Here is a 14,378-nt window from a genome sequence, read left to right as displayed (position 1 = left end):
GATGGACGGTGTACCGGGGACCTGGCAGGAGTCCGCGGTGCGTGGGTCCGGAGTTCCCCGCTGTGGGACCGGGCGCCGTGGTTTCCCCCGCGAGGCGCCGGTTGTGGGACCTCCGCCGGGGGAGCGGTCCGTCCCCCCGGGACCGCTCCCCCCACCTCGTCTCCTCCTGCGGCTCAGATCTGCTGGGTGAAGCGCACCTCGGCCTCCGGGGCCAGCCCCAGCTCCTCACCGGTCACCGGCTCACCCGTGCTGATCAGGATGTTGTAGTGGTTGGGGAAGTGGCAGGCGTCGAAGCCGAGCACCGTGCCCACCGGGCGGCCGCCGATCCACACCGTGTCGCCGCGGTCGATCACCCCCGCGCGCGAGATCTCGGTGAAGCCCAGGAACCCCACCCGGTCCACCCGGGCCCCCGGGGTGCCGTCGGCCACGTCGGTGCTGACCAGCTCGTGCAGCTCGCCGGCCCGCACGCAGCGGCTCGCGTAAGGCTCCACCGTCATGCCGCGGTCCTCGCGGCGGTGGACCAGCACCTTCACCAGCTCGCCGGCGACCGCGCGCTTGGCGCCGTCCTCCTGGCGGGGGGAGACCTGTACGGGGGTCACGGCGCCTCCTGAACGGCCGGGCGGAACACGTGGGTGGCGGTGTCGCGGTCCAGCCGGTAGGCCGCCGCGACCAGTTCGAGGGCGGCCAGGCCGCCGTCCCGGTGGCTGCCGGGGCGCTGCAGCGCGCTGCCGAAGGCGGTCAGGATGCCCTGGTACTCGTGCCAGAGCGAGGCCTTGAAGCCGGTGTGGCCGGCCAGCAGGTCGGCCCGCAGCAGCTGCCCGTCGGCCAGCGTGACCTCGATGTCCTTCACCTCGCCGGGGTAGGACCAGTCCAGCTCGACCTTGGCGCGGCGCGGCGAGGGCCCGTCGGTGATCAGGTCGATCACCGCCTGCCGGTCCAGCCCCGCGCCGTCGCGTTCGATCGCCGCCCGCACCACGCTCAGCCCGGTGTCCCGGAAGAGCAGCCGGACCAGGTCGAAGGCGTTCGGGCCGTTGTCGGCCACGCAGCCGCCGCCGCACCGGGCCGGGTCCAGGTACCAGCGGTCCGGGCCGACGTGCTCCTCGATCTTCTCCAGGTAGCGCACCCGGATGCTGCTGATCGGCGCGCCCGAACAGGCCGCGGCCAGCTCCAGGGTCTGGGTGTTGTAGCGGCGGTGGAAGGCGGTGAAGAGCGGCACCGAGCGCTCGGCGGCCATCGCGGTCAGCGCCCGGGCCTCGGCGACCTCGGTCGCCAGCGGCTTCTCCACGCAGATCGGCAGCCCGGCGGCGAGCAGGTCGCGGCAGAGCGCGGCGTGCGCGTCGTTGGGGACGGTGACGATCACCCCGGCCAGCTCCCGGTGGGCGGCCAGCAGCTCCCGGTGGTCGCGGTAGGCGGGGACGCCGGCCGCGCGGGAGGAGGCCAGCGCGGCCTCGTCGCGGTCGCAGACGGCGGCCAGGGTGAAGGACGGGTCGGCCTCGATGGCGGCCAGGTAGAACTTGGCGATCACGCCAAGGCCGATCACGGCCAGCGGGCGGGAGCCGGTCATGGGGTTCCTCCGATCGGCTTGGGGGCGGTCAGGTCGGTGGCCTGGGCCAGGTCGGTCAGCTCGGCGAACCGGGCGGGCGAGAGGCGCACGCCCTCGCGCAGCTGGCGGTCCGCCAGCTCGCCCTCGGGGTGGCCCGGGTAGCTCACCGGGTGGGCGGGGTCCAGCGGCGGGCAGTCCAGCAGGGTGCCGAAGAGCACGGCCGCCTGCCGGCCGAAGTCCGCTCCGTCGCGCAGCGCGCCGGGGTCGATGGCCAGCGCCAGGTAGCCGATGTCGTCGTCGCGGCCCGCCGGGCCGCCGTCGCCGGCCAGTGCGGCCGGTTCCGGGCCGAGCCCCGCGCCGGCCAGCAGCGCGCCGAGCACCTCGACCACCAGGCCCAGCCCGTACCCCTTGAACGCGCCGGTCTCCGGGCGGCTGCCGAGCCAGAGCAGGTGCGCCTCGCCCCGGTCGAAGGCGCCGGGGTCGGTCACCGGGGCGCCGTCCTGGTCGGCCAGCCAGCCCGGCGGGATCTGCTGCCCGGCCCGGGCGGCGGCCCGCACCCGCCCGGTGGGCACCGCGGTGGTGCTCATGTCCAGCACGAACGGGTGCGGCCCGCCGCTCGGGGCGGCCACGGAGAGCGGGTTGGTGCCGAGCATCGCCAGGCGACCGCCCGGCGGCCGGGCGATCCGCTGGCGGCCGCAGTTGGCGGCCAGCAGCCCCACCAGGCCGCGGCGGGCGGCCCGCCGGGTGTGGAAGCCGGCACAGCCCAGGTGGGTGGCGCCGCGCACCGAGACCAGCCCGATGCCGTGGGCGGTGGCCCGCTCGATCGCCAGGTCCATCGCGGCCGAGGCCGACCAGAGGCCGAGCGCCCGCCGGTCGTCCAGCAGGACGGCGGCGCCGCGGTCGGCCAGCGGCTCGGGCTCGGCCGCGGGGTCGGCCCGGCCCTCGTCCAGCAGCGGGAGGTAGAGGCGGGTGAGGTTGACCAGGCCGTGCGAGGTCAGGCCGGTGAGGTCGCCGTAGCAGAGCGCCTCGGCGGCGGTGGTGGCCCGGGCGGCGGGCAGGCCGCGGCCGGTGAGGACCTCGGCGGTGAAGCGCAGCAGTTCGGGGTAGCGGACCAGGACGCCCGGAGCGGCGGCGCGCGGTGCGCCGATCCGGGCGCCGTCGCCTTCCAGCAGGGCGGGGGGTGTGGCCAGTGGGGGCGTCAGCTGCATACGGGACGGGCCTCCTGGGCGGGGTGGGGGAGTGCGGGTGCGGTGGTCCTGGGATCCGTGGGGTCGCTGGTGCCGTCGAAGGCGAGCAGCAGGCCGGCGACCGCGCGGGCGAAGGCGGTGAGCTCCTCGACCCGGACGAACTCGCCCTCCGCGTGCGCGTTGTTCCCCTCCAGCGAGCCCGGCCCGAGCACCACGGTGGCGGTACCCGGGCGGTCGGCCAGCCAGATCGCGTCGCAGGTGAAGCCGGGCTCGGCGGCGGGCCAGGCGGCGACCTGGGCGGCGTCCAGCAGGTGGGGCAGCCACGGTTCGACGGCGCGCTGCTCGGCGAGGGCGGGCAGGCCGCGCTTGAGCCAGTGCAGGCTGGTGATCGCGGCGGCGTCCACGGCGGTGCGGGCCAGCAGCGGGTTGGCGGCGAACTTCTCGGCGAACGCCCGCAGGCCCGCCGCCAGGCCCTCGGCCACCGCCCGCTCCAGGCGCTCGGCGGTGGCCGGGTCCGGGTAGGCGAGGTTGAGCAGCAGCTCGCCCTGGCCGTAGACCCGGTTGTGCAGGCGGCCGGTGTGCAGTCCGGCCACGCAGAGCCGCCCGGCGCCGGGGGTGATCGAGGCGGCCAGGTGCTGGGCGAGGAAGCCGAGCAGCACGGTGGCGTTGTGCCCGGCGGCCGGCTGGTCGTCCACCGCGTCCTGGCCCGCCACCTCGATCCGGGCGGTCATCGCGGCGGTGCAGCGGGTGAGCGCGCGGTTGCCGGTGGGTTCGCAGAAGACGTTGAGCCGGCCGTAGTGCCCGGCCGCCACCAGCGGGCGGGTGCCCAGCGTGCCGAGGGCGCCGCCCTCCTCACCGGACACCGCCTGCACCAGCACGGTGGTGCGCCGGGCCAGCCCGGGGCGCTCGGCCAGCGCGGCCCGCAGGCCCGCGAGCAGGGCGACGGCCGGGCCCTTGGCGTCCACCGCACCGCGGCCGTAGTAGGTGTCGCCGTCGCGGTGCACCGGCTGCTGCCCGGCCACGGTGTCCAGGTGGACGTTGAACATCACCGTGCGTTCGCGTGCTGCCGCCGGCCCCAGCCGCAGCACCAGGCTCGGCTGCTCGGCCAGGAAGCCCGGATCGGCGGCGCGGCTGCGCACGGGCAGCGGGACGTCGGGCAGCTCGGCCCAGGCGGGCGCGGGCGCGGCGTGGTGCAGCACCTCGAAGCCCAGCTCGGCGGCGGCCCCGGCGTAGGCGCGCTGGGCGTCCCAGAGCCGCGACGGCAGGCCGGGGGCCTCCAGCGGTCCGGCGGTGGGCAGTTCGAGGAGGTCGAGCAGCAGCTGGTGGTCGGTCGCGGTCAGCACGGGAGGAGCTCCAGGCCCGCCGCCGTGCAGCGCCACGGCGCCGCGTCGTCGCCCACCAGCCCTTCGACCAGGGCGCGCAGGGCCTGACCGGCGGCGGCGAAGGAGGAGCGGCACTCGGCGGGTCCGGCCCGGTGGTGCTCGTGCGGGCGGACGGCCAGGTGCGGCTCGATCGAGAAGTGGCCCGCGTAGCCGGTGTCCAGCAGCAGCCGCAGGCACTGCGCGACGCCGGCCTCGCCCGCGCCGGGCAGCGTGTAGCTCGGACGCTCCGGGCCGGCCACCGCATCCTTGATCTGGACGTGCTTCACATAGGGTGCCAGCGTGCGGAGTTGGTCGAGCGCTCGGTAGCCGTGGGCCGCACCGTTGCCGGTGTCGAAGAGCAGGCCGAAGGACTCGGCGCCGGCCGCTTCCAGCAGCCGCAGCGCCCGTCCGGCGTCGGCGCCCGCCCAGCCGGCGCAGTTCTCGTGCAGCAGGACCAGGCCCCGCTCGCCCGCGTGCCGGGCCAGCACCCGGATGCGGCGCAGTACTTCACGTTCCCAGTCGAGCTCGCTCAGGCCGTCGTTGGGGTAGGACATGATCCGCAGGTAGCGGGTGCCGAGGACCGCGCAGCGGTCGGCCAGCACCGCGAGTTCGGCCAGCTCCTGGTTCAGGTCGCAGCTGATCGGGCGCGACCAGCCGCCGATCCGGGAGGCGATGACCGGGACGCTCAGGCCGGCCTCGGCGATCCGGGCGGCGGTACGGGCGAAGGCGGGGCCGTTCAGCAGGTCGATCGGCTGGCCGTCGACGGTGCGCAGTTCGACGGCGCGCCAGCCCAGTTCACGGGTGGCGGCGAGTTGGCCGGCCAGATCGACGGCGGCCTCGTCGGTGATCCCGCAGTAGTCGATCCGGCGGGCCGTGGCGGCGCCGCCGGCCGCGGGGGGTGCGTGGCTGCTGGCGCGCGGCCCGGCGGGCTCGCGGGAGAGCTCATCGGAGAGTTCAGTGGACACAGGACAACTCCCTTGGGGTCGCGATCGGTTCGGTCAGCAGGTCGGCGCCGCTGAGCCGTTTGGCCTCGCTCAGCAGGCGCACCGCCCGCAGGTGCCCGTCGAATTCGGCCTCGGGCGGCAGCGGGCCGCGCAGGAAGCGGCGGTAGGTGCGGGCCAGGTAGCTGCCGAGCGCGTCGTCGGCGAACACCTCGTGGCCGTGCAGCTTCCGTCCGGCCAGCCGGAGTTGGGCGTACTCGTCGTCGGCGCTGCCGGGGAAGTGGCCGATCGCGGTGCCGCGTGCGAAGCGCAGCGTGATCCGGCGCTCGCGGACCGGGGAGGTGAGGTCGGAGACGATCTCGGTGCGCACCCCGCCGTGGTGCGCCAGCTGGAGGCGGGCGCCGCCGAGCAGCGGGCGGACCTGGCCGCCGACCCGCAGGTCGTGCCAGCCGGCCGCGGTGACCTCGCCGTCGCCGGCCAGCAGCAGGGCGACGCCGAGCGCGTGCGGGATCTCGATGTCGAAGGCGGTGGGGTGGCCGTGGGTGGCCAGGGTGCGGCGGAACCGGGGCTTGTGCTGGCGCACCGTGATCCGTCGCAGTGCGCCGAACTCGCCGCCGCGGACCAGTTGTTCCAGCCGGTCGGTGAGCGTGCTGGCGAGCCAGGGGGCGACCACCGAGACCTGCAGCCGCCGCTCGTGCACGAGTTCGGCGAGCCTGTCCAGGTCGGCGGTGTCGGCGGCCAGCGGCTTCTCGATGATCAGCCGGTAGAAGCCCAGGTCAGCCAGTTCGGCGACCAGGTCGGCCCGCCGCCGGGGTGGGGTGCAGAGGTGGACCACGGTGTGCGCGGGGTCGAGCAGCCGGCGGGCGGCGGGGAGCGAGGCGGCCAGCGTGACCTCGGCCGGGTCCGGGGAGCTGGTGCGCCCGGGGTCCACCGCGAGGATGGGCTGCGGTGCGAACGCGGAGACGCCCTCGTGCCGCAGCCGGCGCAGTACGGGCAGGTGCAGCCCGGCGCCGGCGCGGCCGAGGCCGACGATGAGCGTGCGGAACATCGCGCGGTGTCCTCCTTGCTCGCGGCCTGCGGGCTGGCGGGCCGGTCCAGCGATCCGGCGTCAGCGTGCCGATCATGCTGACGGAAAGTCAATTCGCTTTGGGGTGTTCCTTCACGAAAGAGTGGTTTACCCCTAATAAGCACTCTTTTGACGGTATGGCGCCGGTCAGTTGACGTAGCCTCGGGCCCTCGTGCGGATCGCGCCGCCACCGCGCGCAGCCGATCACCCGAACCACCACCCGATCCCTGGGGGAGCGTTGTCCAGTCCCGTCACCGCCGCCGGCCTGCCCCGACAGGCCGGCGGCGCCCGTCCGGTGCCCTTCTTCACCCAGGCCCGCAGCTTCGAGCAGCTCTGGCCGCTGATCGAGCGGCACGCCGTGGAGGTGCTGGACGACGGCAAGTTCTCGCACGGCCGCCAGGTCGAGCGCCTGGAGCAGGAGCTGGCCCGGTACACCGGCGCCCGGCACGTGATCGGGGTGAACAGCGGCACGGACGCACTGGTCCTGCTGCTGCGGGCGGCCGGGCTGCGCCCCGGTGACGAGGTGCTGGTGCCGGCCTTCAGCTTCGTGGCCTCGGCGAGTTCGGTGGTACTGGCGGGCGGGCGGCCGGTCTTCGCCGACATCGACCCGGTGACCTACGCGCTGGATCCGGCCGCGCTGGAGGCGCGGCTGACCGCGCGGACCAGGTTCGTCATGCCGGTCCACCTCTTCTGCCGGCCGGCCGACGTCCGCGCGATCGGCGCCTTCGCCGCCCGGCACGGCCTGACCGTGGTGGAGGACAGCGCCGAGGCGATCGGGATGCGCCAGGACGGGCGGCACGCGGGCCTGTTCGGGGCGGGCGGGGTGCTCTCGTTCTTCCCGACCAAGACGCTGGGCGCGATCGGTGACGCGGGCGCGGTGCTCACCGACGACGAGGAGATCGCCCGCACCGTCGACGCGCTGCGCCACCACGGCCGGCTGGGCCGGACCATCGGCAACTTCCCGGCGATCAACACCAGTACCTCGCTGCCCGGGTTCAACAGCAAGATGGACGACCTGCAGGCCGCCGTGCTGCTTGCCAAACTCACCCGGCTGGACGAGGACATCGCCCGCCGCGCCGAGCTGGCGGCCGCCTACGACCAGCGGCTGGCCGAGCTGCCCGGGGTGCTGCGCCGGCCGCAGGTCGGCGGGGTGGCGGGGCAGGTCTTCTACGTCTACCTGATCGAGGCCGAGCGCCGCGACGAGCTGGCCGCCCACCTCGCCGGGCACGGCGTGGAGACCGAGGTCTACTACCCCTCGCCGCTCCACCTCCAGCCGTGCTTCGCCGAACTCGGCCACCGCGCGGGCGAGTTCCCGGTGGCCGAGGCCGCCTGTCGGCGCACCCTGGCGCTGCCGCTGTACCCGGAGCTGAGCCTGGGCGAGGTCGACACCGTCTGCGGCCTGATCCGTGACTTCTACGCCGACGAACACCGCTACCCCGACGAGCCCAGCCGCACCGGAGGCGCCGCGTGACCACCACCGAACTGGCCCGGATCCCGTTCTTCCCGCCCGACCTGTTCGAGGGTGACCGCGAGGTGCTGCTGCACCTGCTGCGCGAGAGCGGCACCAGCGCGTCCCAGCGGTTCATCCTCGGCGAGCAGACCGCGCTGCTGGAGCGGGAGTTGGCCGAACAGCTCGGCGCGGCGGACGTGGTCGCCTGCGGCAGTGGGACCGCGGCGCTGACCCTGGTGCTGGCCGCGATGGAGATCGGCCCGGGCGACGAGGTGGTGGTGCCGGCGTTCGGCTGCGCGCCGCTGGCCTCCAGCGTGCTGAGCGTGGGCGCGCGCCCGGTCTTCGCCGACGTGGACCCGTGGACCATGGTGGTCGACCCGGCGGCGATGGAGCAGCGGATCGGCCCGCGCACCAAGGCGCTGATGCCGGCGCACCTGTTCTCCGTGATGGCGGACATGCCCGCGATCGTGGCGCTGGCCGAACGGTACGGGCTGCGCCTGCTGGAGGACTCGGCGGTGGCCCAGGGCGGGGTGCTGGCGGGGCGTCCGGCCGGGCTGTGGGGCGAGGCGGGGGTGTACTCCTTCGTCCAGGTGAAGACCTTCGGGATGCCCGGCGAGGGCGGCGTGGTCGTCACCCGGGACCCCGAACTGGGCCGGCTGGCGCGGATGCTGCGCAACCACGGCCAGGACGGGAAGAGCCGCTTCCGGCACCACCGGATCGGCTGGAACAGCCGGTTCGACGAGGTGCAGGCCGCCTTCCAGCGACACCGCCTGCCGGGCCTGGCCGGTCGGCTGGCCCGGCGGGCCGAGATCGCCGCCTACTACACCGAGCGGTTCGCCCCGCTGGCCGAGCGCGGTGTGCTGCCCCCGCCGCCCGGCACCGAGGGCCGCTGCTACTACGTCTACACGCTGCTCGCGGAGCGGCGGGACGCGCTGCGCGACCACCTGGCCGGGCGCGGCATCGCCTCGCACGCCTACTACCCGCAGGCGCTGCCCCGCCAGCCGGCCTTTGCGCCCCTGGTCCGCCCGGGGGAGACCTGGCCGGCCGCCGACCGAGTGGCCGAACGGGCACTGTCGATCCCGGTCTATCCACATTTGACGGATAGTCAGACCGAACGGATCGCCGATGCGGTGTGTGATTTCCCGTTCAGCTGATGCCAGTTGGTGCGTGGCGCCAAAAGTCGGAGCAGTGGCCGGAGTTGATCCGGTGCTGCTGGTGCGGCCTGCTCCGACGCCACTGAACGAGTGAAGATCATTCCCCGATCGGGTGATGCCCGTGGCCGCCCGAACGGCTGCTTCCGCGTAACTCTCCGGACCAAGATCCCTTGGGGCGCAAGGGCGGGCGGCCGGTGTGCCACGGCGACCCGCCTGCGCCACGGAGCGTGACCTATTGATGCCTGCTTGTGATCAACTGGCGCCGAGTTCGGGCACCCGGCCCGATGCGTCCTAGGAGGATCCATGCAGCGAGTCGTCACGACCAAGCGCACCGTCGCCCTGGCGGTCGCCGGTCTGGTGGTCGGTACGGTTGGCGCGTTCAGCATCCCGGCCCTGGCGGACAACGCGCCGGCCAAGCGGGTGGCGCCCGTCCAGGCACTCACCCTGGACTTCTCGGGCACCAATGACGAGACCTCGGCTCCCCAGTCGACCGGCAGCGCCTTCGGCGGCACCGCTCGGGTCAAGGACACCAACGGCAACGTCATCGGCACCGCGTACGACCTGTGCGCCAAGGACGTCATCAACGCCAACTCCGACACCGCGTTCTGCACCGGTTCGGTGCGGATCAACGGCCAGGGCGAGATCTCCTTCAGCGCCGTCCTGCCGATCAGTGACAACGCCGCCGCGCCGGACGAGAACGCCTTCACCGGTGTGGTCAACGGTGGCACCCGCGCCTACGAGGGCATCACCGGCGAGGCCAGGTTCCAGCCGCGCGCTCAGGGTGTCTACGACCTGAACTTCAGCTGACCCCAGGTCGGTCACGGGGAGTCGTCGATCCGTCGACGGCTCCCCGCCGCTTGTCACCGTGCCCCGATGAGGAAGCCCCGATGACCCAGTTGCTCGATCCGGCCCCCGCTCTCGTAGCCGGGCCCGGCTACGCCTTCGACAACTCCAGCGACCACCCGGTCGCCCAGTTCGCCTGCCTGGCCGCCGCCTACGACCCGTTCACCATCGAGCGGTTGTCCGCCACCGGCGTCGGTGAGGGCTGGCACTGTCTGGAGATCGGTGCCGGCAACGGCAGTGTGGCGCGCTGGCTGGCCGACCGGGTCGGTCCAACCGGCCGGGTGCTGGCCACCGACCTGGACATCCGGCGGATCCCCTCGCACCCCGGCCTGGTGGCCGAGCGCCACGACATCGTCCACGATCCGCTGCCCCAGGCCGCGTTCGACCTGATCCACGCCCGCCTGGTGCTGCAGCACCTGCCGGAGCGCCGCGCCGTGCTGGCCCGGCTGCTGACCGCGCTGCGACCCGGTGGCTGGCTGCAGATCGACGAGTTCGACGTCTCCTACGGCCCGGTGCTGCTGGCCCCGGATGCCGGATCGGCCGAGCTCTACGAACGCTTCCTCGCCGCCAAGGCCCGGCTCTTCGACGCAGCCGGAGGCCGCGCCGTCTGGGGGCGCGAGTGTCCCGCGCAGCTGCGCGAGGCGGGCTTCACCGACCTGGACCCGCAGCCCCGGGTGGCGCTCTGGCAGGCCGGACACCCCGGCCTGGAGCTGCTGGTCAGCCACCTCGACGGGCTGCGGGAGCGCTTGCTCGCGCAGGGCATGACGGAGAGTCAGCTCGACGAGGTGCGCACGGTGATGCGGCATCCGGAGTTCCGGGCGGTGTCGCCGGTGGTCTACTCCGTGCACGCCCGCCGGCCGCGCTGACCCACGTCCCCGCCACCCCCCAGTGCGCCCGTCCCGGCGCGCGGAGAGGACCTCCGTTGCTGGACGCCCCCGTCCTTGCCCCCGGCTACCGGCCCCGACCGGCCGCCTCCTGGCGGGCCTACGCCCGGCTCGCCAAGCTCGACATCTACGACTACTACCTCGCCACCCCGCTGCTGCTCGCGATGGTGCTGCCCGCCCACCTGCTGACCGCCGACGGCGCCGGCACCCTGCTGCTCTTCCTGGCCGGCGGTGTGGCGATGTTCGCCGGCGGGTGCTCGTTCGACGACGTGACGGGCTACCGCGACGGCAGCGACGCCACCAGCTACGGCCCCGACGCACCCGCCCGGCGGCTGGCCCGCAAGCCGCTGATCGCCGGCAGCCTCGGCGAGGCCCAGGCGGTGCGGTTCGCCTGGCTGGCCATCGCGTTCCAGTTCGCCTGCTGGACGGGCGCGTTGCTGCTGGCGCCCGCGCGGCCCGGCTGGGCGGTGCTCGCCGTGCTGACCTGCGCCTTCGCCGGCTTCCAGTACTCGTGGTGGCTCAAGCTCAGCTACCACGGCTGGCAGGAGTTCCTGCTGGCCTTCTACGGCTGGGTGTTCGTGCTCGCCCCCTACGGCCTGACCACGGGGCGGATCGGCTCCTTCGTGCTGGTCCAGGGCCTGGTCTTCGGTCTGGGCCCGCTGCTCTTCGGGGTCTACTCCAACATCAACGACATCGCGGGCGACCGCGCGGTGGGGCGCCCGACCGTCGCCGTGCTGACCTCCCCGCGCGGGAACGCGGCCTTCATCGCCGCACTCTCGCTGCTGGAGGCGGCGCTACTGGTGGTGCCCTCGCTGACCGGCCTGGTGCCCTGGTGGTTCGCGGGCCTGATGGCGCCGGTGATCGCCCTGCGGGCAAGCCAGTTCACGCTCGGCGTGCTGGCCGGCGAGGTGCTGCGGGCCCGTCGGCTGGGCATCCGCGCCCACCGGGTCTGCACCGGCTTGCTGGTGGTCGCCTGCCTGGTCAACGGCGGTGTGGCATGAGGCTCCTGGGGGGACCGCGGCCGCTCGATCCCGGACCGCTCTTCGAGACCCTGGCCGAGCGCGGCTCGCCCACCGTGGTGCGGCTCAGCCGGCCGCTGGACCTGGCCCCGGAGGCCGGCTGCAGCTGGACGATCCCGCAACTGGCGGACCTGGTCCGGGAGATGTCCGCGGTGCTGACCGCCGCCAAGGTCCGCCCCGGCGACCGGGTGGCGATCCACAAGCGCAACCACTGGGACTACGCGCTGCTGGCCGCCGCCGCGATGCGGATCGGCGCGGTGCCCGCGCTCCTCTCCGACCGGCTCGACCCCGCGGCACTGGCCGTGCTGCTGGACCGCCTGAAGCCCGTCCTGCTGATCTCCGACCGCTACACCCTGGCGCTCGGCGGCAGTGCCCACGGGGTGCGCACGCTCAGCCTGGACGGCCCCGCAGCCGGGGCCGTCGCGCTCGACACGCTGCGCGGCGGCGCGGTGCCCGCCGTCCACCGCCGGCCGGACGACGCGCCGTTGGTGATCAACCACACCTCCGGCACCACCGGGCTGCCCAAGCTGGTGGTCCACTCCACCACCAGCCTGGTGCGCCGCCTCACCGGAATCGAGGCGCACCGCTGGCCGGTGGTCTCCATCCGCCGCGAGGACACCGCGGCCAGTGCGATCGCCTTCGCGCACGGGCGGGCCGTCTCCTGGTCGATCTCCGCGCTGTGGGCCAGGCCGCGCACCGTGCTGGTCCTCGCCGACGCCGAACCGTCGCTTGCCGCACCGCTGTTGCGGGCACACCGGCCCACCGTGCTGGAGGCGCTGCCGGCCACCTACATGCGCTGGCAGCCGCTCGCCGCCGAACCGGACACGCCCTTCGGTGACCTGCGGCTGTGCATCAGCACCTTCGACGCGGTCCACCCGCCCACCGTGCGGGACTTCCTGGCCGCCTCCCGGCGCAAGCGGCCGATCTGGGTGCAGGGACTGGGGCAGACCGAGACCGGCCCGCTCACCTTCCGGGTGCTGACCCGGCGCTCGGTGGCCGAGCGCGAGCAGCGCCACCCCACCACCCGCGACCTGGGCCGCCCGATGCCCGGCTGGGTCCGCCTGCGGGTGGTCGACCCCGAGACGCTGCGCCCGGTGCGGCGCGGTGAGCCGGGCGTCGTGCTGACCCGAACTCCCGGGCTGTGCACCGGGTACGAGGGAGAGCCGGAGCGCTGGCAGGCCAAGCTGACCGAAGGCTGGTTCAACACCGGCGACCTCGGGGTGCGCACCCGCACCGGCAGCCTGCGGCTGCTGGACCGCGAGGTGGACATGATCCCCGGGCTGAGCTGCGTCGAGCTGGAGGACGTCCTGCACGACCGGCTGCCCGAGCTGGCGGAGGCCGTGGTGCTGGCCGCGGGCGAGGGGCGCCCGCCGCTGCCGGTGCTGGTCACCCGGGACGGCGAACTGGATCCACGACGCTGGCAGCACGCGGTGCGCGACCTGCCGCCGCTGTCCGAGCCGCTGCTGCTCGGCTGGGACGCGCTGCCCCGCACCGGCACCGGCAAGGTCTGCCGGCTCCAACTGCGCAGCCGCTACCTGGCGGGGGTCGCCGCGCACGGCACCGGGAGGTGGACCTGATGAGCGGTACCGAACTGGACGTGGCAGTGGTCGGCGCGGGCATCGCGGGCCTGGCCACCGCGCACCGGCTGGCCGCGGCCGGACGCGAGGTGCGGGTCTTCGAGGCCACCGCGCGGGTCGGCGGCCGGATGGCCGCCAGCCGGCACGACGGCTACCTGATCGACGAGGGTGCCGAGACCATCGCGCTGCGCGGCTACGACGCCACCTGGGAGCTGATCCGCGCCTGCGCTCTGCCCGCGACCCAGGTGCTGCCGATCGAGCACTCCTACGCGCTGTGGCGCGGCGGGCGCGCGCACGCCCACGCCGGCCGCCCGCTCGGCCTGCTCACCGGTGCCGGCATGTCGCTGCGCGGGCGCCTGGACCTGCTGCGCTTCGGCGCCGCGGCGAACCGGGCGATCCACCGGGGGCGCCCGGACAGCACCGCCTTCGGCGAGTTGACGGTCGGCGAACTCGCCCGGCGCTACCACCCCGACCTGCACGACGCGTTGCTCCAGCCGCTGGCCGGCGGCTTCTTCGGCTGGGACTGCGAGCGCTCGGCGATCGGCCCGATGGCCGCGATGCTGGCCGCCACCGGCGGGGTCGGCGCCCGCTGGCTGACCTACCGGGACGGCATGGACACCCTGGCCCGCCGGCTCGCCGACCGGTTGCCGGTCACCACCGGCGCCGTCCTGACCCAGATCGTCGAGCGCCCCGACGCGGTGGTGCTGGAGTTCGCCGACGGCCGCACGGTCAGCGCCCGGCAGGCGGTGCTGGCGATGCCCGCGCCGCAGGTGCTCGCGGTCCACCCGGGCCTGCCCGCGGAGGAGCGCCCGTACCTGACCGCCAGCAGCTACACCCCGATGCTCAAGGTGGCCTGCCTGCTGGACAGCCCGCTGCCCTCACCCACCCGCAGTCCCAGCTGCGGCCTGCTGATCCCCGCCACCGAGAGCCGGGTGGTGGGCGGCGCGATCCTGGACCACCTCAAGGCCGCCGGACGCGTGCCGCCCGGGCGGGGCATGGTCAGCCTGCTGCTCGCCCCCTGGGCGGTGCCCGACCTGCTGGGCGCCCCCGACGCCGAGGTCGTCGCCACCGCCGTCACCGAGGCCGAGCGCTTCCTGCCCGGCCTCACCGCCACGCTGCGCACCGCCCACGTCTTCCGCCACCCCCACGGCCTTCCCGAAGCCACCCCCGCCGCCCTGCGCCTGCGCCCCGCCTTCCTGACCCGCCCCCGCCGCCGCATCGACTACGCCGGCGACTGGCTCACCCTGCGCCCCAACAGCGAAGCCGCCGCCCACTCCGCCCACCTCCCCGCCCAACGCCTCTCCCCCGACCCGGCACCTGCGGTCACGGGGTGAGCCGGGATCAGATACGGCT

Annotated in this window: 13 protein-coding genes; 7 read left to right on the top strand and 6 right to left on the bottom strand. The window is 74.7% G+C overall.

Going from position 1 to position 14,378, the window contains the following annotated elements:
- Window positions 1-173 precede the first annotated feature (173 nt).
- The 6 genes from OG500_RS18450 to OG500_RS18425 are packed head-to-tail and all read right to left on the bottom strand — an operon-like array spanning window position 174 to window position 6,080.
- A complete protein-coding gene (locus OG500_RS18450) occupies window positions 174-599 on the bottom strand; it encodes a DUF6917 domain-containing protein (protein ID WP_327067773.1) in 426 nt (141 codons plus the stop codon).
- Entirely contained in the window at window positions 596-1,564 is a 969-nt protein-coding gene (locus tag OG500_RS18445; RefSeq protein WP_329581636.1) for a Gfo/Idh/MocA family protein, read from the bottom strand. The genes OG500_RS18450 and OG500_RS18445 overlap by 4 nt, the downstream gene beginning before the upstream one ends.
- Window positions 1,561-2,751, bottom strand: coding sequence for an Ldh family oxidoreductase (locus OG500_RS18440; RefSeq protein WP_329581633.1), 1,191 nt, complete (start codon window positions 2,749-2,751; stop codon window positions 1,561-1,563). Before OG500_RS18440 ends, OG500_RS18445 begins: the two co-directional genes overlap by 4 nt.
- Window positions 2,742-4,073, bottom strand: coding sequence for a M20/M25/M40 family metallo-hydrolase (locus tag OG500_RS18435; protein ID WP_327067770.1), 1,332 nt, complete (start codon window positions 4,071-4,073; stop codon window positions 2,742-2,744). The genes OG500_RS18440 and OG500_RS18435 overlap by 10 nt, the downstream gene beginning before the upstream one ends.
- Window positions 4,067-5,056 (bottom strand): sugar phosphate isomerase/epimerase family protein, encoded by a 990-nt coding sequence (locus OG500_RS18430; protein WP_329581630.1) that lies wholly within the window; start codon window positions 5,054-5,056, stop codon window positions 4,067-4,069. Before OG500_RS18430 ends, OG500_RS18435 begins: the two co-directional genes overlap by 7 nt.
- Complete coding sequence (locus OG500_RS18425) at window positions 5,046-6,080, bottom strand: Gfo/Idh/MocA family oxidoreductase (RefSeq protein ID WP_329581627.1); 1,035 nt, start codon at window positions 6,078-6,080, stop codon at window positions 5,046-5,048. The genes OG500_RS18430 and OG500_RS18425 overlap by 11 nt, the downstream gene beginning before the upstream one ends.
- 256 nt (window positions 6,081-6,336) lie before the next feature.
- Between OG500_RS18425 and OG500_RS18420 the strand changes: the two genes are divergently transcribed.
- From OG500_RS18420 to OG500_RS18390, 7 genes are all read left to right on the top strand, one after another.
- Entirely contained in the window at window positions 6,337-7,569 is a 1,233-nt protein-coding gene (locus OG500_RS18420) for a DegT/DnrJ/EryC1/StrS family aminotransferase (RefSeq protein ID WP_329581624.1), read from the top strand.
- Complete coding sequence (locus tag OG500_RS18415; RefSeq protein WP_329581621.1) at window positions 7,566-8,702, top strand: DegT/DnrJ/EryC1/StrS family aminotransferase; 1,137 nt, start codon at window positions 7,566-7,568, stop codon at window positions 8,700-8,702. The genes OG500_RS18420 and OG500_RS18415 overlap by 4 nt, the downstream gene beginning before the upstream one ends.
- Window positions 8,703-9,005: 303 nt before the next feature.
- Window positions 9,006-9,509 (top strand): hypothetical protein, encoded by a 504-nt coding sequence (locus OG500_RS18410; RefSeq protein WP_327067765.1) that lies wholly within the window; start codon window positions 9,006-9,008, stop codon window positions 9,507-9,509.
- Window positions 9,510-9,589: 80 nt separating this feature from the next.
- Window positions 9,590-10,411 (top strand): class I SAM-dependent methyltransferase, encoded by an 822-nt coding sequence (locus OG500_RS18405; protein ID WP_329581617.1) that lies wholly within the window; start codon window positions 9,590-9,592, stop codon window positions 10,409-10,411.
- A gap of 56 nt (window positions 10,412-10,467) precedes the next feature.
- Window positions 10,468-11,430, top strand: a complete 963-nt coding sequence (locus OG500_RS18400; RefSeq protein WP_329581614.1) for a UbiA family prenyltransferase — start codon at window positions 10,468-10,470, stop codon at window positions 11,428-11,430.
- Window positions 11,427-13,025 (top strand): class I adenylate-forming enzyme family protein, encoded by a 1,599-nt coding sequence (locus OG500_RS18395; RefSeq protein WP_329581611.1) that lies wholly within the window; start codon window positions 11,427-11,429, stop codon window positions 13,023-13,025. Before OG500_RS18400 ends, OG500_RS18395 begins: the two co-directional genes overlap by 4 nt.
- Window positions 13,025-14,359 carry a protoporphyrinogen/coproporphyrinogen oxidase gene (locus OG500_RS18390; protein ID WP_327067761.1) on the top strand — a complete coding sequence of 445 codons (1,335 nt, stop codon included), beginning with the start codon at window positions 13,025-13,027 and terminating at the stop codon, window positions 14,357-14,359. Before OG500_RS18395 ends, OG500_RS18390 begins: the two co-directional genes overlap by 1 nt.
- The last annotated feature ends 19 nt before the right edge of the window (window positions 14,360-14,378 follow it).

This window comes from Kitasatospora sp. NBC_01250 (genome assembly GCF_036226465.1).
GTDB lineage: Bacteria > Actinomycetota > Actinomycetes > Streptomycetales > Streptomycetaceae > Kitasatospora.
This window is presented reverse-complemented; position numbering and strand designations above follow the sequence as displayed.

Bases quoted from the DNA above. Each gene is read 5' to 3' on its own strand.
- OG500_RS18395 (WP_329581611.1), top strand. From the start codon at position 11,427: ATGAGGCTCCTGGGGGGACCGCGGCCGCTCGATCCCGGACCGCTCTTC.
- OG500_RS18405 (WP_329581617.1), top strand. From the start codon at position 9,590: ATGACCCAGTTGCTCGATCCGGCCCCCGCTCTCGTAGCCGGGCCCGGC.
- OG500_RS18440 (WP_329581633.1), bottom strand. From the start codon at position 2,751: ATGCAGCTGACGCCCCCACTGGCCACACCCCCCGCCCTGCTGGAAGGC.
- OG500_RS18445 (WP_329581636.1), bottom strand. From the start codon at position 1,564: ATGACCGGCTCCCGCCCGCTGGCCGTGATCGGCCTTGGCGTGATCGCC.
- OG500_RS18425 (WP_329581627.1), bottom strand. From the start codon at position 6,080: ATGTTCCGCACGCTCATCGTCGGCCTCGGCCGCGCCGGCGCCGGGCTG.
- OG500_RS18410 (WP_327067765.1), top strand. From the start codon at position 9,006: ATGCAGCGAGTCGTCACGACCAAGCGCACCGTCGCCCTGGCGGTCGCC.
- OG500_RS18390 (WP_327067761.1), top strand. From the start codon at position 13,025: ATGAGCGGTACCGAACTGGACGTGGCAGTGGTCGGCGCGGGCATCGCG.